The sequence below is a fragment of the Aquabacterium commune genome (assembly GCF_004362855.1).
In the GTDB taxonomy this organism is placed as follows: domain Bacteria; phylum Pseudomonadota; class Gammaproteobacteria; order Burkholderiales; family Burkholderiaceae_C; genus Aquabacterium; species Aquabacterium commune.
Genome location: NZ_SNXW01000001.1, coordinates 53,748 through 72,307, shown reverse-complemented (window position 1 = coordinate 72,307; position 18,560 = coordinate 53,748). Strand labels below are relative to the sequence as shown.

At 67.1% G+C, this 18,560-nt stretch carries 20 protein-coding genes and 1 tRNA gene; 13 read left to right on the top strand and 8 right to left on the bottom strand.

Features of this window, described 5'->3' with window-relative positions; genetic code table 11:
- Window positions 1-4 precede the first annotated feature (4 nt).
- Window positions 5-1,048, bottom strand: coding sequence for an HlyD family secretion protein (locus tag EV672_RS00365; RefSeq protein WP_133605620.1), 1,044 nt, complete (start codon window positions 1,046-1,048; stop codon window positions 5-7).
- A gap of 269 nt (window positions 1,049-1,317) precedes the next feature.
- Between EV672_RS00365 and EV672_RS00360 the strand changes: the two genes are divergently transcribed.
- Window positions 1,318-2,076, top strand: a complete 759-nt coding sequence (locus EV672_RS00360) for a hypothetical protein (protein WP_133605619.1) — start codon at window positions 1,318-1,320, stop codon at window positions 2,074-2,076.
- A 27-nt stretch (window positions 2,077-2,103) separates the two neighbouring features.
- Here the strand turns inward: EV672_RS00360 and EV672_RS00355 are convergent, their stop codons facing one another.
- Both EV672_RS00355 and EV672_RS00350 read right to left on the bottom strand, forming a co-directional pair.
- Window positions 2,104-2,688 carry a GNAT family N-acetyltransferase gene (locus EV672_RS00355; protein WP_133605618.1) on the bottom strand — a complete coding sequence of 195 codons (585 nt, stop codon included), beginning with the start codon at window positions 2,686-2,688 and terminating at the stop codon, window positions 2,104-2,106.
- A gap of 294 nt (window positions 2,689-2,982) precedes the next feature.
- Complete coding sequence (locus EV672_RS00350; protein ID WP_133606369.1) at window positions 2,983-3,888, bottom strand: AEC family transporter; 906 nt, start codon at window positions 3,886-3,888, stop codon at window positions 2,983-2,985.
- Window positions 3,889-3,990: 102 nt separating this feature from the next.
- Here EV672_RS00350 and EV672_RS00345 point away from each other — a divergent pair, with 102 nt between their 5' ends.
- Both EV672_RS00345 and xerD read left to right on the top strand, forming a co-directional pair.
- Window positions 3,991-4,605, top strand: coding sequence for a chalcone isomerase family protein (locus EV672_RS00345; RefSeq protein ID WP_133605617.1), 615 nt, complete (start codon window positions 3,991-3,993; stop codon window positions 4,603-4,605).
- Complete coding sequence (gene xerD, locus EV672_RS00340; RefSeq protein ID WP_133605616.1) at window positions 4,598-5,536, top strand: site-specific tyrosine recombinase XerD; 939 nt, start codon at window positions 4,598-4,600, stop codon at window positions 5,534-5,536. The genes EV672_RS00345 and xerD overlap by 8 nt, the downstream gene beginning before the upstream one ends.
- A gap of 17 nt (window positions 5,537-5,553) precedes the next feature.
- Here the strand turns inward: xerD and EV672_RS00335 are convergent, their stop codons facing one another.
- Together EV672_RS00335 and EV672_RS00330 are read right to left on the bottom strand one after the other, a co-directional pair.
- Window positions 5,554-6,399, bottom strand: coding sequence for a ferritin-like domain-containing protein (locus tag EV672_RS00335; RefSeq protein WP_133605615.1), 846 nt, complete (start codon window positions 6,397-6,399; stop codon window positions 5,554-5,556).
- A 41-nt stretch (window positions 6,400-6,440) separates the two neighbouring features.
- Window positions 6,441-7,283 carry an undecaprenyl-diphosphate phosphatase gene (locus tag EV672_RS00330; protein WP_133606367.1) on the bottom strand — a complete coding sequence of 281 codons (843 nt, stop codon included), beginning with the start codon at window positions 7,281-7,283 and terminating at the stop codon, window positions 6,441-6,443.
- A gap of 165 nt (window positions 7,284-7,448) precedes the next feature.
- On the opposite strand from EV672_RS00330, the gene EV672_RS00325 reads away from it, so the two are divergent.
- The 5 genes from EV672_RS00325 to EV672_RS00305 are packed head-to-tail and all read left to right on the top strand — an operon-like array spanning window position 7,449 to window position 11,302.
- Complete coding sequence (locus EV672_RS00325; protein WP_133605614.1) at window positions 7,449-9,053, top strand: protein adenylyltransferase SelO; 1,605 nt, start codon at window positions 7,449-7,451, stop codon at window positions 9,051-9,053.
- Window positions 9,050-9,469: a peptide-methionine (R)-S-oxide reductase MsrB gene (gene msrB, locus EV672_RS00320; protein ID WP_133605613.1), complete on the top strand. Its 420-nt coding sequence runs from the start codon at window positions 9,050-9,052 to the stop codon at window positions 9,467-9,469. The genes EV672_RS00325 and msrB overlap by 4 nt, the downstream gene beginning before the upstream one ends.
- 21 nt (window positions 9,470-9,490) lie before the next feature.
- Window positions 9,491-10,132: a septation protein A gene (locus EV672_RS00315; protein WP_133605612.1), complete on the top strand. Its 642-nt coding sequence runs from the start codon at window positions 9,491-9,493 to the stop codon at window positions 10,130-10,132.
- Entirely contained in the window at window positions 10,129-10,449 is a 321-nt protein-coding gene (locus EV672_RS00310; RefSeq protein ID WP_133605611.1) for a BolA family protein, read from the top strand. The genes EV672_RS00315 and EV672_RS00310 overlap by 4 nt, the downstream gene beginning before the upstream one ends.
- Before the next feature lie 28 nt (window positions 10,450-10,477).
- A complete protein-coding gene (locus tag EV672_RS00305; protein ID WP_133605610.1) occupies window positions 10,478-11,302 on the top strand; it encodes a peptidylprolyl isomerase in 825 nt (274 codons plus the stop codon).
- 123 nt (window positions 11,303-11,425) lie between these two features.
- Here the strand turns inward: EV672_RS00305 and trmB are convergent, their stop codons facing one another.
- Entirely contained in the window at window positions 11,426-12,187 is a 762-nt protein-coding gene (gene trmB / locus EV672_RS00300) for a tRNA (guanosine(46)-N7)-methyltransferase TrmB (RefSeq protein ID WP_133605609.1), read from the bottom strand.
- Between the two features lie 188 nt (window positions 12,188-12,375).
- Here trmB and EV672_RS00295 point away from each other — a divergent pair, with 188 nt between their 5' ends.
- From EV672_RS00295 to EV672_RS00275, 5 genes are all read left to right on the top strand, one after another.
- Window positions 12,376-13,122 carry a hypothetical protein gene (locus EV672_RS00295; RefSeq protein WP_133605608.1) on the top strand — a complete coding sequence of 249 codons (747 nt, stop codon included), beginning with the start codon at window positions 12,376-12,378 and terminating at the stop codon, window positions 13,120-13,122.
- A 63-nt stretch (window positions 13,123-13,185) separates the two neighbouring features.
- Window positions 13,186-13,259, top strand: a tRNA-Gly gene (locus tag EV672_RS00290).
- A 113-nt stretch (window positions 13,260-13,372) separates the two neighbouring features.
- Complete coding sequence (locus EV672_RS00285) at window positions 13,373-14,449, top strand: 3-oxoacyl-ACP synthase III family protein (RefSeq protein ID WP_133605607.1); 1,077 nt, start codon at window positions 13,373-13,375, stop codon at window positions 14,447-14,449.
- Entirely contained in the window at window positions 14,446-14,700 is a 255-nt protein-coding gene (locus tag EV672_RS00280) for an acyl carrier protein (RefSeq protein ID WP_133605606.1), read from the top strand. The genes EV672_RS00285 and EV672_RS00280 overlap by 4 nt, the downstream gene beginning before the upstream one ends.
- Window positions 14,701-14,766: 66 nt before the next feature.
- Window positions 14,767-15,951 (top strand): GNAT family N-acetyltransferase, encoded by a 1,185-nt coding sequence (locus EV672_RS00275; protein WP_133605605.1) that lies wholly within the window; start codon window positions 14,767-14,769, stop codon window positions 15,949-15,951.
- Between the two features lie 5 nt (window positions 15,952-15,956).
- On the opposite strand, the gene EV672_RS00270 is transcribed toward EV672_RS00275, so the two are convergent.
- Together EV672_RS00270 and EV672_RS00265 are read right to left on the bottom strand one after the other, a co-directional pair.
- The gene (locus tag EV672_RS00270; protein WP_133605604.1) at window positions 15,957-16,886 is read right to left on the bottom strand and encodes an aspartyl/asparaginyl beta-hydroxylase domain-containing protein; all 930 of its coding nucleotides are present in this window, start codon (window positions 16,884-16,886) and stop codon (window positions 15,957-15,959) included.
- 65 nt (window positions 16,887-16,951) lie between these two features.
- Window positions 16,952-18,445, bottom strand: a complete 1,494-nt coding sequence (locus EV672_RS00265; protein ID WP_133605603.1) for an NAD-dependent succinate-semialdehyde dehydrogenase — start codon at window positions 18,443-18,445, stop codon at window positions 16,952-16,954.
- Between the last annotated feature and the right edge of the window lie 115 nt (window positions 18,446-18,560).

Below are 18,560 nucleotides of genomic sequence, written 5' to 3'. Positions count from 1 at the left end.
CGGTTCACGGCTTGGCCTGCGATGCCGTGGCGGAGGCCGAAGCAGCAGGCGCGGCTTCAGCGGTCGTCTCAGGCAACTTCACCTGAAGGGACGCGGGCCAGGGCGTGCGCGCGTCGGTGCGCACATGGCCATGCCCGGTCAGCCCGGCCTTGACGTAGCGGCTGTAGCGCTGGGCCACCTCGCGCGGCACCTGCAGCTTCACCCGGAACACCAGCTTCTCGCGCTCCGCATCGGTTTCCACGTGCTTGGGCGTGAACTGCGCTTCGGCCGCCACGAACGACACCTTGGCCGGCACCACGTGCTGCGGGGCGGCGTCCAGCACGATGCGCGCTTCGTCGCCCACCTGCAACTTGCCCGCCACCGCGGTGGGCAGGAAGACGGTCATGTGCGCATCGGCCAGGTTGAGCAGCGTCACCACGCGCCCGCCGGACGGGATGACCGAGCCGGGCTCGACCACGCGGTACTCGATGCGGCCGTCCACCGGCGCGCGCAAGCTCATGTCCTCGATGGCCACGTTCAGGCGGCGGATCTGCGCTTCGGCCTCGCCACGGGCTGCCGTGGCCTCGCCAATGGCCGCGGTGGCCACTTTCACGCCCGCCTGTTCGCCGTCGCGCTGGGCCGTGCGGCGCTCGACCTCGGCACCCGAGACCAGCGCATCCTGCTGCAGCTTGCCCGCGTGGTCCAGCTCCAACTGGGCCAGCCGGGCCTGCACGCGCCGCACCTCGGTCTCGGCCTGGGCGCGCTGCATGGCCTGGCCTGCGCGGTCGCGGGCGGCGGCCACGGCGTCACGCTGGGCCAGCAAGTCGGTGCTGTCCTGGCGCGCGATCAGGTCGCCGGCCTTCACCAGGTCCCCCTCGTGCACCGGCAACTCGACGATGCGGCCCGGGTACTTCGCCGCGATGTCGATGCGCTCGACTTCCATGCGGCCATTGCCGCGTGCCAGGCCTTCGGGCAGGCCGTGGTCTCGGGTGTGCAGCCAGTAGGCCAGGCCAAGGGCACCGGCGATGGCGACCAGGGGCAGGGTCCAGCGCAGCGAGGAGGTGTTCATGCGAGGGGAGGGGTGAATCTGCGAGTGTTGCGCTGCAGCATCTCTCCTGCGGCGGCATCCGTCAATCTGACTATTTGATTTGTCTCAAGGACGCTGCCAACTTCGGTGGCCGGTGTGGCGCGCCGTGCCCAAGCCAGCCACCCGGCACAAAGACATGGCGCCTGCTCGCGGGGGTGGGGGGTGTTTCTCCGGACGTGGCCGTGCCCGAGGGCGCACCGGCTGGCGTTATCCTAGGCGCATCACGTCCCTTTGCACTCGTTGACGAACCCATGATCACTGTCGAAAAAAGCCGCTCCTGGCAAGGTGTGGCCATCGCGGCCGCCCTGGCAGCAGCCGCCGCTGGCGCTTACTGGGCCTTCGCCCCCTCGAACGACGGCGGTGCCGCCCAGAGCAACAGCAACGCAGGCAACGGCATGTGGCCTGGCATGGGCAACAGTGCCTCGGTGGTGGCCACGGGGGCGCCGGAGCTCAACCCGCCCGTGCTGGCCGATGGCCGCCCGTCCGACCTCAGCGAGGCCGACTGGAACTCACTGGAAGCGGCCCTGAAACGGCAGCCCAATGCCAAGGCCGAAGCCACCCGCATCGTCAGCTACCTGCGCTATCAGAAGGCGTTCGAGACCTGGCAGAACCTCGACGAGCAGCGCGATGCCCGCAAGCGCCGTCAGATGGCCGAAGCGCTCATGAGCGAACTGCCCGAACGCATGAAGTCAGGCGAATTCACCCTGGTGGAAGCCACCCTGATGGGCGTGGTGCTGGTGGCCGACATGGAGCCCGACGAGGCCAAGCGCACCCAGCGAGCCGAAGCCTGGCAGGCCAAGGTGGGCAGCATGGTCGGCGGCATGGTGGCCAACCCCGAAGACGAAGCCCAGATGGCGGCGCTCAACCGCGAAACCGAGTTCAAACGCCGCCGCGCTTCGGCTTTCGGCGACTGGCAGCTCAAGACCGAACCGGCAGAGCGCTCGCCTGCCAAGCTCTCTCAGGCCATGGAAGACATCCAGCGGATGTACAACAGCGGCGCCTCCAACTGAACTGAGCGCTGACAGGGGCCTGGGCCTTCAGCGCAAGCGTGCTTCCAGGCTCGCCCGCACCTCGGGCCAGTCGTGCTGGGTGATGGCGTGCATCACCGAGTCACGGACGAAGCCGTCGCGCATCACCATGTGGCTGCGCAGCGTGCCCTCCTCGCGCGCCCCGATGCGCACGATGGCCTGACGCGACGTCAGGTTGCGCGCGTCGGTCAGCAACTCCACGCGGTTGCAGGCCCAGTGTTCGAAGGCATGGCGCAGCATGAGGTACTTGGCCTCGGTGTTGACGTGCGTGCGCTGCCAGCTGCGCGCGATGAAGGTGAAGCCGATCTCCACCCGCCGGTGCGCTGCTTCGATGCAGCGGAAGCGCGTGCTGCCGACCACCGCGCCGCTGTCCGCGTCCACCGTGGCAAACGCCAGCTCGCGTCCCGCAGCCAATGCCGCATCGGCCGCTTCGAAAAAGCCTGCCAAGTCGCGTGGGTGCGGCACAAAAGTGACGGGCAGCGCCCAGAGCTCGCCATCGGCGATGGCCGCGGCAATGCCCGCTTCGTGCAGGGGGCGCGACAGGGGCTCCAGCCGCACACGGCGGCCCTGGAGGGTGGTGGCAGAGATTTGCATCGGCATGTTCAACCCGGTGTGAGGCCACCAGCTTGCCACGCTGCAGCGAACCTGGTGGCACAAGCCACGCGTTGACGCGGGAACATTGTGCGCACCGTTCCCCCTTCAGAGGGGAGACCTGGACGGGGCCCCTCGCGGATGATCACGACAGCTTTCCGCCGCGCATCCACAGCCCGGTTTCAACACCCGTTCCCTCTGCCTGCTTTCACCGCCCATGGCCTGCCATCAAGCTTCCTCAAAGACCTGCGCCCCATGGACCACATCGGCTGGCCGCAGGTGCCCGCCGTGAGCCCATCAGGCTGGCAGCCAGCGCAGGACCCCGACCCACAAGGGCACGGTGACCATGCCCAGCAAGGTGGACAGGGTGATGAGGCCCGCCACAAACGGGCCGTTGCCACCCATGCGCACGGCCAGCACGTAGGCGCTGGAGGCGGTCGGCAATGCGCCAAAAGCCACCAGGATGGCCCGTTGTGCATCGGGCAGGGCCAGCCACTGGCCCAGCAGCAGGGCCGCCAGGGGCAGCACCAGGTGCCGGATCGCCAGCAGGCCACCCGCCAGACCGGGGGCGGCGGCCAGCCCCGTCCATTGCAGGCCGGCCCCCACGGCCAGCAGGCCCATGGGCAGGGCGGCCTGTCCGATGCGGCCCACCGTTTCCATCAAGAAGTGCGGCAAAGGGATGTCCAGCACCCGCACCGCCAAGCCAGCCAGGGTGCTGATGATCAGCGGGTTGCGTGCCATCTCCCGCAGGGTGTTGTGACCGCCTTGCCGCGCCAGGCTCCAGACGGCACCGGCGTTGCACAGGGGCACGCACAGGGCGATGAGGATGGCGATCAGCGCCACGCCCTGCGCACCCAGCAGCCGGTCGGCCAAGGCCAGGGCGATGTAGGAGTTGAACCGGAAAGCGACCTGCGCCCCACTGGCGTGCAGGCGCGCGTCCACGCCCGGGCCATGGCGCAGCAGGGTGGCCAGGCCCAGACCGAGCAGGCTCAGCGCCACACCGGCGCCCGCCATGGCCGCGGCATCGGTCGGGCGCAGCGGGCTTTTGACGATGGAGGCGAACAGCAGGGCCGGGAACAGCAGGTTGTAAACCAGACGCTCGACCACGTCCCAGGTGGGGCGTTCGAGAGCCGTGAAACGACACAGCAGGAATCCGCCCACAATCAACAGGAAGTCGGGCAGCAGCATCAGCGGGTCCAGCATGGGCAGCAGGGTAACGCCATCCCCTTGATTTGCGCATGTGGAACCCCACATGCCCTCACATCACCCACGGGGCCCAGCCTCTGGCAACAAGGACGAGATTGCATGGATTCCATTTCCTGGCGCCTGCGCGCCATGCGGCAACTGGCCGTGGCTACCTTGCTGACGGCCTTGTCGGGCGCCTGGCTGGGCCATGCCTGTGCCGCCACGCTGGACGGGCAGCAGTTCGATGACACCGCGGTGCTGTCCGACCGCACCCTGAGGCTCAATGGCCTCGGTTTGCGCGGTGTGGCCTGGGTCAAGGCCTTCGTGGCGGGCCTCTACCTGCCTGCGCCCACCCGCGACAGCGTCCAGGTGCTGACCATGCCAGGCCCCAAGCGCCTGCGCCTGAAGATCATGCTGGACGCCCCCAGCCACGAGCTCACCAAGTCGCTGACCAGCCGCATCGCCCGCAACGAAACCGAAGCGGCCCAGGCGCAGATGGAAGACAGGCTCACACGCCTGGCGGCCCACCTCGACAGCATGGGTGATCTGCGCGTGGGCGACACCATCGACATCGACTTCGTGCCCGAGCGTGGCACCGTGCTGCGCCTCAACGAGCGTTTCGTGGGCACGCCTGTGGTGGGCGATGACCTGTACCGCTCCGTGCTCAAGATTTTCGTGGGCGACAAACCGGTGGACAAGCGCTTGAAAGAGGGCTTGCTGGGTGGTGGTGTCTGACACGCAAGCCACACCGCACGCTGCTTTGCAAGCCGATCCGCACCTGGACCGCTTCATCGATGCCCTCTGGCTCGAAGATGGCCTGAGCGCCAACACCCTGTCCGCGTACCGGCGTGACCTCAGCGCGCTGGCCACCTGGCTGCAAGCCCAAGGCGGTGCCACCCTGGTGCAAGCCGCTGAGCATGAGGTGCAGGCTTACATGGCCAATCGCCATGCCGAGTCCAAGCCTTCGTCTGTGGGCCGCCGCCTCAGCGTGTTCCGCCGCTTTTACCGCTGGGCCGTGCGCGAAGGCCTGTGCACCCAGGATCCGACTCTGCGCATGGACGCCCCCCGCCAGCGCATGCGCTTGCCCGGCACGCTCACCGAGCAGCAGGTTGAGCGCTTGCTGGCCGCACCCGATGTGCTCGACAAGCTCGGCCTGCGCGACCGCGCCATGCTGGAGTTGCTCTACGCCAGCGGCCTGCGCGTGAGCGAGTTGGTCACCCTGCGCACGGTGCAACTGGGTTTGAACGAGGGCGTTGTGCGCGTCACGGGCAAAGGCAGCAAGGAGCGCCTGGTGCCCTTTGGCCAGGAGGCTGGTGCGTGCTTGCAGCGCTACCTGGACGAGGCCCGTGGGCAGATCCTGGGTGTGCAGCGCGTCAGCGAAGCCTTGTTCGTGACCTCGCAAGGCCAGGGCATGTCGCGGCAGATGTTCTGGAAGATCATCCGCAAGTACGCCTTGGTGGCGGGCATCCACCAGCACCTCTCGCCCCACACCTTGCGCCACGCCTTCGCGACGCACCTGCTCAACCACGGTGCCGATTTGCGTGTCGTGCAGATGCTGCTGGGCCATGCCGACATCTCGACCACGCAGGTTTACACCCACGTGGCGCGTGAGCGCTTGCGGCAGTTGCATGCCCAGCACCATCCCCGGGGGGGTGGTTCCGGCTAGCTTTCTGGCGGGCTGCCTCAGTCCAGGCCCAGCAGGAAGGCCATTTCAGCGTCCGTGAAGCCGGCCGCCTTGCGTGCGGCTTCGTTGAAAGGCGGCCGCATCCGAGGGGCGTCGTACTGCTTCACCAATTGCGGGTAGAGCGCGACGGCGTCCAGCCCCCGTGCCTGGCAGAGGTGGTGGAACCAGTGGTTGCCAATCGCCACATGCCCCACCTCGTCGTGCAAGATGGTGTCCAGGATGGCCACCGCGGCCAGGTCACCGGCGCGCGTCAGCTTCTGCTGGATCAGCGGGGTGGCGTCCAGGCCGCGGGCCTCCAGCGTGCGTGGCACCAGGGCCATGCGCGCCACGATGTCATCGCGCGTTTTCTCGCACATGCCCCACAGGCCATCGTGGGCGTCGAAGTCGCCGTAATCGAAGCCCAGGGTTTGCAGGTGATCACGCAGCAGGCCGAAGTGCAGGGCCTCCTCGCCGGCCACGCGCAACCAGTCCAGGTAGAACTGCGCGGGCATGTCGGCGTAGCGCCAGACGGCGTCCAGCGCCAGGTTGATGGCGTTGAATTCGATGTGGCAGATGGCGTGCAGCAAGGCCGCGCGGCCTTCCAGCGTGAAGGGGCTGCGCGAAGGCACCTGCGTGGCCGACACCAGGTGTGGGCGGGCAGGGCGGCCTGGCATGGCCGCGGCTTGCTGGGGCGAGAGGGCGATGACTTCGACGATGGTTTCGGCGATGGTTTCGCCGCGCCAGCCGTTCTCAGCGAACTGGCTCGCCCCCTCGTGCAGCGCGCGCGCCTGCTGTGCTTTCAGGGCCGGGTCGGGCTGCAGCAGGGCGTCCAGCGCGAGGCGACGGGGAGAGGTTCCGGGTGGCATCCCCCGATTTTCTCACCCTCAGTGCCTTGCGCTGCTCAGGCTCACTCCGACCAGGACACCCAGTTGAAGTGCGCCGACACCAGGATCAGCACGCCGAAGGCAATCCGGTACCAGGCAAAGGGGATGAAGCTGTGGCTGGACACGTAGCGGATCAGCCAGCGCACGCACACCCAGGCCGACAGGAAGGCGAACACCAGACCGACGCTGAACAAGGGCAGGTCGGCCATCGACAACAGCGCACGCTCCTTGTAGAGGCTGTACACGCCTGCGCCCACCAGGGTCGGGATGCCCAGGAAGAAGCTGAAGTCGGTCGCGGCCTTGCGCGACAGGCCCATCAGCATGCCGCCGATGATGGTGGCGCCAGAGCGGCTGGTGCCGGGCACCAGGGCCAGACACTGGACGAGCCCCACTTTCAGTGCATCGACGAGGGTGAGGTCGTCCACCGTTTCGACGCGGGCACGCGGTGCGCGGGCCGCGATGCGCTCTGCGATCAGGATGATGATGCCGCCCAGGATGAAGGTCGAGGCCACCACCGTGGCGTTGAACAGGTAGGCCTTGACGATCTTGCCCAGCGCCAAGCCGAGCACCACGGCGGGCAGGAAACCGATCAGCACATTGGCGGTGAAACGCTGCGCCTTGGGGTCCGAGCCCAGGCCGGTCAGCGTGTCGCGGATGCGCTGCATGTAGACCAGGATGACGGCGAAGATGGCGCCGGTCTGGATGGCGATTTCGAACACCTTGGCTTTTTCGGCGCCGGCGGAGCGGGCGAAATCCAGCAGGGAGTCGGCCAGGATGAGGTGGCCTGTGCTGGAGATGGGCAGGAACTCGGTGAGGCCTTCCACGATGCCCATGAGGGCGGCCTTGAAGAACAACACAACGTCCACCAGCGATTCTCCTGAGACGGGCTTGGCCGTCGTCTGCTCGACAGGCACCGCGCCCACCGCCGCCATCGGCAGTCGGCCGACACGAGGCCGCATCTTAGGCGAGCCCTGTGACTGCAATGCCCCTGGTGCGCCCCAGGGACGGGGGGCTTGTCTACACTGCGCCACATGCCCACCCCCGCTGAAACCTCCTCAGACGCTGGCGCCCGCGCGCTTTCACACCACTTTGCCGCGCCACCGGCCGAGGCCTGGCTCAACCGTTTTGCCCAGCTCAGCCAGGACACCCAGGCCCGCCTGGGCGTGCCCTTGGGCACCGCCTTGTCGGGCGAGCCGCTGCCCACGCCGCGCTGGGTGGCCACCAGCGAGGCCCTGGCGCGCGAGCTGGGCTGGCCTGCCGACTGGCGCAACGACGAAGCGCTCCAGGTGTTCAGCGGCAACGCCGTCTGGCCGGGCATGGCGCCCATGGCCACCGTGTATTCAGGGCACCAGTTTGGGCAGTGGGCCGGGCAGTTGGGCGACGGCCGCGCCTTGCTGCTGGGCGAAATCAGTGCGCCCCTGGGTCCGCAGGAGTTGCAACTCAAGGGCGCTGGCATGACACCGTACTCGCGCCGTGCCGATGGGCGCGCCGTGTTGCGCTCCAGCATCCGCGAATTCCTGTGCAGCGAGGCCATGCACGCCTTGGGCATCCCCACCACCCGGGCGCTGGCGCTGACCGCGTCGCCCGAAACAGTGCGGCGCGAAACCCTGGAGACCGCAGCGGTGGTCACGCGCGTGGCGCCCAGCTTCATCCGATTCGGGCACTTCGAGCATTTCGCGCACAGCGGCCGGCCTCGCCACCACGAGGCCCTGGCCGCGCTGCTGGACTTCGTCATCGCCCACCACTTCCCGCAATTGCAAGGCCAGCAAGGTCAGCAAGGTCAGCCCCAGCCCGCTCTGGCCTTGCTGGACGCCGTGGTGCAGCGCACCGCCGAGCTGATGGCGGCCTGGCAGTCGGTCGGCTTCTGCCATGGCGTGATGAACACCGACAACATGTCCATCCTGGGCCTGACCATCGATTACGGCCCCTTCGGTTTCCTCGACGCCTTCGATCCCGATCACATCTGCAACCACTCCGACGACCGCGGGCGCTACAGCTGGAACAACCAGCCACAGATCGGCTACTGGAACCTGCGCGCCCTGGCGCAGGCGCTGTTGCCCCTGGTGCCGGATGCGCAGGACGACCCGAAAGCCCTCACCGAGGTGCTGCAGACCTACGAACAGCGCTTCCCGCAGGCCATGAACGCGCGCTGGCGGGCCAAGCTGGGCCTGCAGGCCGAACGCCCGGAAGACGTCGAACTGGCCATCGATTACCTGCGCCTGCTGGCCGCAGGCCGCGTGGACTTCACCATCGCTTTTCGGCGGCTGGGCAGCTTCGTGAGCGAAGGTGCCCCCGAGTCCATGGCCACCGATGCCCGCAACGCGCCGCTGCGCGACCTCTTCCTCGACCGCGCCGCCTTCGACGCCTGGGCCCTGCGATACGCCCAGCGCCTGCAGGCCGAAGGCAGCACCGATGCCGAGCGCGCCCAGCGCATGGGTCGCGTCAACCCGGTCTATGTGCTGCGCAACCACCTGGCCGAAACCGCCATCCGCCGAGCGCAACAAGGCGACGACAGCGAGGTCCAGCGCCTGCACCGCCTGCTGCAGAATCCGTTCGACGTGCAAGCCGGCTGCGAAGCCGATGCCGACTTCCCGCCCAGCTGGGCGCAATCCATCGAGGTGTCCTGTTCATCATGAGCGATCACGCCGTCCAGAAAACCGACGCCGAATGGCGTGAGCAACTCACGGCGCCCGACCGTGAGCCCTTGACCTACCGCGTCACCCGCCAGGCCGCCACCGAGCCACCGTTCAGCGGCCGCTACTGGGACCACTTCGAGACCGGCAGCTACCAATGCGTGTGCTGCGGCGTCCAGCTCTTCGCCTCGGACACCAAATTCGATGCCGGCTGTGGCTGGCCGAGCTATTGGCAGCCGGCGGCCGACGACCGCATCGAGTACATCCGCGACACCAGCCACGGCATGGTCCGCACCGAGGTGCGCTGCAAAAACTGCGGCGCCCACCTCGGGCACGTGTTCGAAGATGGCCCCCAACCCACGGGGGAACGCTATTGCATCAACTCCGCCGCGATAGACTTTGAGCCAGGCTCCCGCTGACGGGACCCTTGACCACACCCCATGAAAATCCTCTTCGACCTGCTGCCCATCTTTCTGTTCTTTGCCAGTTTCAAATGGGCCGAAGGGCACAAGGACCTGGCCGCGCAATGGCTCACCGAACACCTGGGCTTTGCCGTCTCCGGCGGCGTGGTGGGTGTGACGGAAGCACCCACCCTGCTGGCCACGGTGGTCGTGGTCGTGGCCACGGCGCTGCAAATCCTCGTGCTCAAGGCCCTGCGCAAGCCGGTGGACAAGATGTTGTGGGCCGGCCTGGTCATCGTGGTGGTGCTGGGCGGCCTGACGCTGTGGTTCCACGATGAGCGCTTCATCAAGTGGAAGCCTACGCTGATCTACTGGCTGATGGCGGTGGGCTTCCTGGTCACCGAGATCGTGCTCAAGCGCAAGATGCTGCGCCAGATGATGGGCGGGCAGATGGACGCGCCGGACGCTGTCTGGCGCACGCTGGGCTGGGCCTGGGTCCTGTTCTTTGGCGCCATGGGCGTGCTCAACCTGTACGTGGCCTTCAACTTCCCGACCGACGTCTGGGTGAGCTTCAAGATGTGGGGCAGCCTGGGCCTGACGCTGGTGTTCACTCTGGCGCAAGGCGTTTACCTGAGCAAGCACATGAGCCCGCCTCCCGCCGAAGCAGGGGGCTCGCAATGAGCGCCGCTGCCTCTCCTTCAACGTTCCAGCCCGTCACCGCCGCCGAAATGCAGGCGGTGCTGACGCAGGCGCTGCAACCCGAGTTCATCGCGGTGCAGGACGACACTGCCGCCCACCATGGCCACGCGGGCCACAGCGGCGCCGATTTCGGCACCCATTTTTCGCTTCACATCCGCGCACGTTCTTTCACCGGACTGTCACACGTGCAGCGACATCGCCTTGTGTATGATGCCCTGCGCGACCTGATGCCTCGCGGCGTGCATGCCCTGGCGATCAAGGCCGAGCTGCCGGTCGCTCCTGTGTCGCCGTCACACTGATTCACCCAACCCAAGCGCTCTGCTCAACATGAAGACTTCCCGTCACGTCAAGGCTGCTCTGCTGGCCGCATCGCTGTCGCTGGCCGCTCCGCTGGTTTCGGCCCAGAACATCGCCATCGTCAACGGCAAGGCCGTGCCCAAGGCCCGTGCCGACACCCTGATCGAGCAGATCCTGAAGTCGCCCCAGCAGCCCGGCCAGCCGCCCATGACCAAGAGCCCCGAGCTGGAACAGAAGGCCAAGGACGAGGTCGTGCTGCGCGAGATCCTGATCCAGGAAGCCGAGCGCCGCGGTTTGAATGCCACGCCCGACTACAAGGCACAGATGGAGCTGACCCGCCAGTCCATCCTGATCCGCTCGCTGTTCCAGGACTTCGAGAAGAAGAGCGGCACCACCGACGCTGAAGCTCGCGCCGAGTACGACAAAATCAAGTCGGCCAATGGCGACAAGGAATACCGCGCTCGCCACATCCTGGTCGAGAAAGAAGAAGACGCCAAGGCCATCGTGGCCCAGCTCAAGGGCGGTGCCAAGTTCGAAGACCTGGCCAAGAAGAACTCCAAGGACCCGGGCTCTGCCGAAAACGGTGGTGACCTGGACTGGGCCAACCCCGGCAACTACGTGCCCGAGTTCTCGGCTGCGATGGTCAAGCTGAACAAGGGCGAAGTCACCGACACCCCGGTCAAGTCGCAGTTCGGCTACCACATCATCAAGTTGGAAGACACCCGCGCGGTCCAGTTCCCGGCCTTCGACGAAGTCAAGGCCCAGATCATCCAGCGCAACAACCAGGCCAAGGTTGCCAAGTTCCGCGAAGAACTGAAGAACAAGGCCAAGACGGACTACAAGTTCTCCAACTGATGCACGGTTGACGCGGTGGGCCCTCGCGGGTTCGCCGGGTCGTTGAGCCGTCCACAGGCAGGCACATCGCAGCGATGTGGCCTGCCTTTTTCATGGCCGTGGCGCATGCCCCCAGTGCCGCGTTCAGCCGCGCTTGCGGAACACCAGGTCCCACACCCCGTGGCCCAGGCGCAGGCCGCGGTTCTCGAACTTGGTCAGTGGGCGGTAGGCGGGCTTCTCGGCATAGCCTTGGGCGGTGTTGATCAGCTCAGGCTCGGCCGAGAGCACTTCCAGCATCTGCTGGGCATAGGGCTCCCAGTCGGTGGCGCAATGCAGGTAGCCGCCCGGTGCCAGGTGCTTGACGATGTTGGCCACGAAGCCGGCCTGGATGAGGCGGCGCTTGTTGTGCTTCTTCTTGTGCCAGGGGTCGGGGAAGAAGATGTGCATGCCGGCCAGGGAGCCTTCGGGCACCATGTGCTTGAGCACCTCGACGGCGTCGTCTTGCACGATGCGCAGGTTGGACAGGCCCCGCTCGCCCACTTGCTTGAGCAGGGCGCCCACGCCAGGTTCGTGCACCTCGCAGCCGATGAAGTCGGTGTCGGGCAGGCGTTCGGCGATCTTGGCCGTGGCGTCGCCCATGCCGAAGCCGATTTCGAACACCACGGGCGCCTTGCGGCCAAACGTGGCTTGCAGGTCCAGGAGTTGTGGCGTGAACGGCAGCACGAATTTCGGACCCAGTTCGCTGAGCGCACGGGCCTGGCCCTCGGTGGTGCGACCGGCGCGCATCACGAAGCTGCGGATGCTGCGTGGGTGGGCGACCCCGTGCGGTGCCTGGTCGGGCGGTGTGGCACAGGAGGGGGCGTCGCTGCCGGCAGGCGGGCAGTCTTTCTCGGAAGGCGAACTCATGGCCGTATTTTAGGGCCGAGGGTTCGCGCGTGGGCTTGGCGTCACACGCTGCTGCAGGGTTGTGACGAAGTTGACCAAGTGACCACCGGCGTGCGCAACAGGCTGTGTTTTGTCCGGCTCGTTCTGCGATCCTGAAGGCCTTGGAGGTGCTTGCACGCAGGGCCTCGCTCATTGCACAGGAGTTTCGCATGGCATCCACGACCCACACCGCCCGCCAGACCTTGCTGGGCTTTGCCTTGGCCACGGTGGCCGTGGGCGCCAGCGCCATTCCTTTGACCATCCCCACGACCTACCTGGACGCTGAGTCCATCTACACCTTCGATGCCGACACATCCGACCTGATGCGCCTCATGGGCATCTCGGTGCGTGCACTGGGCAACACTCAGGCCGTGTCGGGCAGCAACTGGCAGTTCATGATGCCGGTGACCCAGGTGACGCTCAATGCCAGCATCCTGCCTCTGGGCCTCACGCCGGTGTCGGGCTATGCCACGGGTTCCGGCTTGATGATCCAGAGCGAGACCGGTGCGTTGACGCTGGCAAACTTCGGGCTGGATTTCAAGCGCAATGTGCTGACGGCAGACCTGGGCACCAGCGCAGGCATCAGCAAGGCCTTTGACGTTTACAGCTTCACCGTGGAACAGGGGCTGCACGTGTCCACCACCGGCGGCTTGTCGATGGCGATGAACCTCTCCCACATGACCCTGACGAATGGCGCCCAGGCACAATTCGCCACTGCGCTGCAGCTCGATGAGTTGGCTGTGTCCGTGCTGCCCATGCTGAATTTCGGCACCCTTGACGTGAACATCTCGCCGGCTTTGCGCTTCGGCGTGTCGGACCGTGCCTTGGTGGCGGCCATCCCCGAACCGCCGAAATTCGCCACCTTGGGCTTGGGTCTGTTGGGCCTGGCATTCGTGGCGCGGCGTCGGCTCTCCTGACATCAGGCCGACGACACCCCGGCGGCCGCTCCACAGCGGCCTGAGGCTACAATCTGCAGCATTGCGGGCGTCGTTCAATGGCAGGACCTGAGCTTCCCAAGCTCATGACGTGGGTTCGATTCCCATCGCCCGCTCCACGCCGCCCCTGCCTGAGGGGGGCAAACGGACACAGAAACTCCGTACAGTATCGACTTACGCGTGTCGTCGCCTGCCGGGCGACCTCTGTCATCCAATCAACAGGCAGGAAGTCGTGAGTTTCAGTCGTCTGGATGGATTCCGCATTGCCGGTGTCTCCACGGTCGTGCCCGCCACGCAGCTGGACAACCTCGCCCTGGGCGAGCGCTACGGCGCAGACGATGTTCGCAAGGTGGTGTCGATGGCCGGTGTGCGCCACCGCCACGTGGTGAGCGAGGGCCAGACCTCGGCGGACCTCTGCACCGATGCGGCGCAACGCTTGCTCCAAGCGCTGGGCTGGGCGCCGGACAGCGTCACCGGCCTCATCATGGTGACCCAATCTCCCGATCACTTCCTGCCTTCGTCGGCATGTGTGGTGCACGGTCGGCTCGGCATGGGTGTGGACTGCGCGGCCTTCGACGTCGGTCTGGGTTGCTCTGGCTACCCCTATGGCCTGTACCTGGCGGCCACCATGCTCAAAGGCGGCGGACACCAGCGCATCCTCATGCTCAACGGTGACACGCCCAGCCGTTTCACCAGTCCCGATGACCATGCCACCACCCTGTTGTTCGGGGATGCCGGTTCGGCCACGGCCCTGGAAGCGGTGGCGCCAGGAGGTTTCGCCTCGCATTTCGGCTTGTTCTCGGACGGCACAGGCGCTGAAGCGCTGATCATGAAGGGCGGCGGGTTCCGCGACCGCTTCCCGGCCGATCCGCGCGACCTGTACGTGCGCATGGACGGTGCCGGTGTCTTCAACTTCACCATCAAGCGCGTGCCGCCTTTGATCCAGGACACCCTGGCCGCTGCGGCACTGGACGTGCAGGACGTGGACGCCTACATCTTCCACCAGTCCAACCGCTTCATCATGAAGCACCTGATCAAGAAGTGCGGCCTGCCCGAGGACCGCGTGCCCTTCACGCTGGAAGACACGGGCAATTGCGGTGGCCCTTCGGTGCCAGTGACGCTGACGCGCGCCCTGGCCGAGCGCCAGCGCGCGCAAGCACAGGACCTCCGCGTGATGCTGCTGGGTTACGGTGTGGGCCTGTCGTGGGCCTCGGCCGTCGTCCAGGTTGACGCCCATGCGGTGCTGATGCATGGTGTGTCCGCGTCGGACGACACCCCCCTGGATTCGAACCACGAAGTCGCCCCATGAGCCAGACCCACATCACCCTGGCCGAAGCCCTCGACATGATGGCCGACGCCTTCAATGAGCCCCTGGCCAATGTGCAGCCCGAGACGGCCCGCGACAGCATCCCCGGTTGGGATTCCATGGGCGCCTTGATGCTGATTGCCGAGCTGGACGAACGCTTTGGCATCGAGCTCAGCGCCGAGGCCTCGCGCCAGATGCGTTCTGTGCAGCACGTCCTGGACTTCCTGGCGCAGCACGGCGTCTTGTCGGCCTGAGACCTGGCGGTGGCACAGCAGGCGCCCTTGTTGCGAAGTGCTGCGCCGATGCCAGCTGGCCATGTCGTGAGCACCCTTGCCAATCGATCCGCCCCTGCGCTTGGGCCGATCTCTCGCGAGAAAACCGCTCGCCTGGTGTCTCGCGCCTTGGGCGTCACGCCCGACGTGCTGGACGCCGGCTTCCGCGCTGCCACGCTGGCCGACCTGCCGGCGGTGCTGGCGTTGCGCCGCCGTGTGCTGGGCGACGCCCTGACCTGGGACGATGAGCGGTACGTTCGCTGGCGCTATCTGCCCGAGCCCGGCGAGCGTAGCTTGGCCACCTGCTGGCTGTGCACCCGCGGCGATGAGCTGCTGGGCATGATCGGCACCGAGGCCCTCTGTTTGCAAGCCGGTGACTTGCGCCAGCAGGTGCATGCCGCGATGGACCTCATGGTGCAGCCGGAATGGGCGGGCAGCGGTCTGGGTGTGTGGGTCAACCAGACGGTGTGCGAGCGCCTGGGCTGTGTGCTGGCCATCGGCTCCAACCCCAATTCCAAGGGCGTGCTGGCGCGTACTTTCGAGGCTTTGCCGGCCCGCCGCACCCACACCCACCCGCTGCACTTTGCGCACTTCATGGCCAAGCGCCTGCCACACGGGCTGCTGGCCGGGGTGGCCGCAGGCCTGGCCGACGCCGCCATGGTGGTGCTGCGCGTCGGCCGTTTGTGGTCCACCGGGTGGCGGCTGTCGGTGACGCAGCTCGCGCAGTGGGCACCCGGCACCCCGGAGCACAGCGACATCGAAACGCTGTTGCAGGCGGCCCAGCGGTCAGACCGTGTGGAGGTGGACCGCGACGCAGCCACCCTGGCGCACCGTTTGCTGGCCAATCCTCGCACCCGCTGCGAGGTCTGGCTGGCCCGAGACGGCGCCCGGCCGGTGGGCATGGTGGCCACGCGCTCGGTGCCCATCGAAGGCGGACGTCATGCCGTGCAGGTGCTGGACGCGGTGATCGACCCGGCGTGCCAGCGCCCGGCCTTGCGTGCCCTGCTGGCCCGTGTCACGGCCCGCGCCTTCCGCCGTGGTGCTGACTACCTGACCTGGACGCTGTACGACCCGGCCTTGGAGGCAGAGTTGAAGCCGTTGATGTTCCGGACCATGCCTCACACCTACGAAACGATGTCCTGGGTCTGCCCCGACGCGGCTTTCCGCGAGGCTGTGCTGGCGCGCGCGGGCTGGTCGCTCAGCGACATCCACACCGACCGCGATTCGGCCTGATCGCGTCAGTAAAAAATCGCCAGCAGCAGCCCGCCAATCAGCACCCACTTGCCAACGTAGTAGGCCGTGCGGTTCGTGGCTTTGAGCTGCTTGGCCTTCTCGCGGGCCTTGTAGGCCACGCCGAAGAACCGGTTGATGCCACCGACCTGCTCGCCTTGCTCGTTCTGCGTGGCCGATGCTTTCATGACGATGGCGGCAAAGACCTTGTTGAGCCAGCGCACCACGGACGTGTGGACCGGGCGCTCGACGTCGGCGAACAGGATGATGCGCGGCTGTTGCGTGGTGTTGGCCGCGTGGTGGATGTAGGTTTCGTCGAACATCACGACTTCGCCATCTTTCCAGTGGTAGCGCTGGCCGTCCACTTCGATGTAGCAGCCTGGGTCGTTCGGCGTGATCAGGCCCAGGTGGTAGCGCAGCGAGCCGGCGTAGGGGTCGCGGTGCTTGACCAGGGTGGCGCCCGGCGGCAGCGAGGCGAACATCGCCGCCTTGATGCCCGGGATCTGGTTGAGCAGGGCGACCGTTTTCGGGCAGCGCGCGGCGGCCGAGGGCTGCTCCACGCCGTACCACTTCAGGTAGAAGCGCTTCCAGCCGGTGCGGAAGAAGGAGTTGAAGCCGATGTCGTTGTAGCCGTCGGCGGCCTTGATGTTGCCGCCCTCGTCCAGGGCCAGTGCCTCGTCACGGATCAGCTGCCAGTTGTCCTGCAGCACCTTCAGTTCGGGGAACTGCTTGTCGTTCAGGTAAGGCTGGCTGCCGACCTTGGAGAACAGCACCATCAGCGAGTTGAAGGGTGCGATCAGCACGGTGAAGTCGGTCAGTGCGCGCACCAGGCCGAAGCGCACCTTGCCGCGCAGGTGGGCGTGCAGGGCCGCGGCGATGAAGGCGATGAGCACCCAGTGGCGCGGGGCCAGGGGCCAGAGGTCGTGGACGAAGTTCATGGAGGCAGAGCGCGGAGGAGGGGTGCGCCGATGCGGTTCGGCGATGTGAGTGAGCCCGGGCGCGCTCAGCGGTCCAGGCCGCCCAGGCAGACGTACTTGGCCTCGACGTAATCCTCGATGCCCTGGCGCGCACCTTCGCGGCCCAGGCCGGACTGCTTGACGCCGCCGAACGGCACCTCGCAGGTCGAGATGACGCCTGTGTTGACGCCGACCATGCCGTACTCCAGCCCTTCGCTGACGCGCCAGATGCGGCCCACGTCGCGGCTGTAGAAGTAGCTGGCCAGGCCGAATTCGGTGTCGTTGGCCAGTGAGATGGCCTCGGCCTCGGTGTCGAACTTGAACACGGGGGCGACGGGGCCGAAGATTTCCTCTCGCGCCACGCGCATGGTCGCGTTGACGTTCGACAGCACGGTGGGCTGGAAGAAGGCGCCCTGGCCACCGGGCACGACGGCACGCTGGCCGCCCGTGCGCACTTGCGCGCCCTTGGCGATCGCATCGCCCAGCAGTTCCTCGACCTTGGCCAGGGCCTGGTCGTCGATCAGCGGGCCTTGCGCCACACAGTCGTCGAAACCGTTGCCCACGCGCATCTCGGCCACCTTGGCGGTGAGCTTTTCGACGAAGCGCTCGTAGATGCCGGCCTGGGCGTACAGGCGGTTGGCGCACACGCAGGTCTGGCCGGCGTTGCGGTATTTGCTGACCAGCGCGCCTTCGACGGCGGCGTCCAGGTCGGCGTCATCGAAGACGATGAAGGGCGCGTTGCCGCCCAGCTCCAGCGAGAGCTTTTTCACCGTGGGTGCACACTGCTTCATCAGGATGCGGCCGACCTCGGTGGAGCCGGTGAAGGACAGGTGGCGCACCACGTCGGAGGCGCACAGCGCTTTGCCGACGTCGATGGAGCGGTCGGCATCGGCCGTGATGACGTTGAGCACGCCCGGGGGCATGCCGGCGCGCTGGGCCAGCTCGGCCACGGCCAGGGCCGACAGCGGGGTGGCTTCGGCCGGTTTGATGACCACCGGGCACCCTGCGGCCAGGGCCGGCGCGACCTTGCGCGTGATCATCGCGATCGGGAAATTCCACGGCGTGATGGCCGCGCACACGCCCACGGCCTGCTTGAGCACCAGGAAGCGCTTGCTCGGGTCGGTGGAGGGGACGGTTTCGCCGTAGATGCGGCGGCCTTCCTCGGCGAACCACTCCAGGAAGCTGGCGCCATAGCCGACTTCGCCCTTGGCCTCGGCCAGGGGCTTGCCTTGCTCGGCGGTCATGATGCGGGCGAGGTCGTCGGCGTGCTGGTGCAGCAGGTGGAACCACTTCATCAGGACGGCCGAGCGCGCCTTGGCGGGCAAGGCGCGCCAGGCCGGCCAGGCGCGGTTGGCCGCGGCGATCGCCGCCTCGGTCTCAGCGGCTCCGAGGTTGGCCACCTGGGCCAGCACGGTGCCGGTGGCCGGGTCGCGCACAGCGAAACGCTGGGTGGCATCCACCCATTGCCCGTCGATCAGGGCCTGGGTTTTCAGCAGGGTGGGGTCTTGCAGCGCGGCCAGGGGGGAGGTCGAGGTGTTCATGGGCACAGGCGAGCGAACGCTCCAGCTTGGGGTGACAGCACAGATTGGAGCACAAGCAGGTGCCTCGTTCGGACCGTGGTGGTTTGGGCTGAGGTCGTGGGAGGGCCCCTCATCC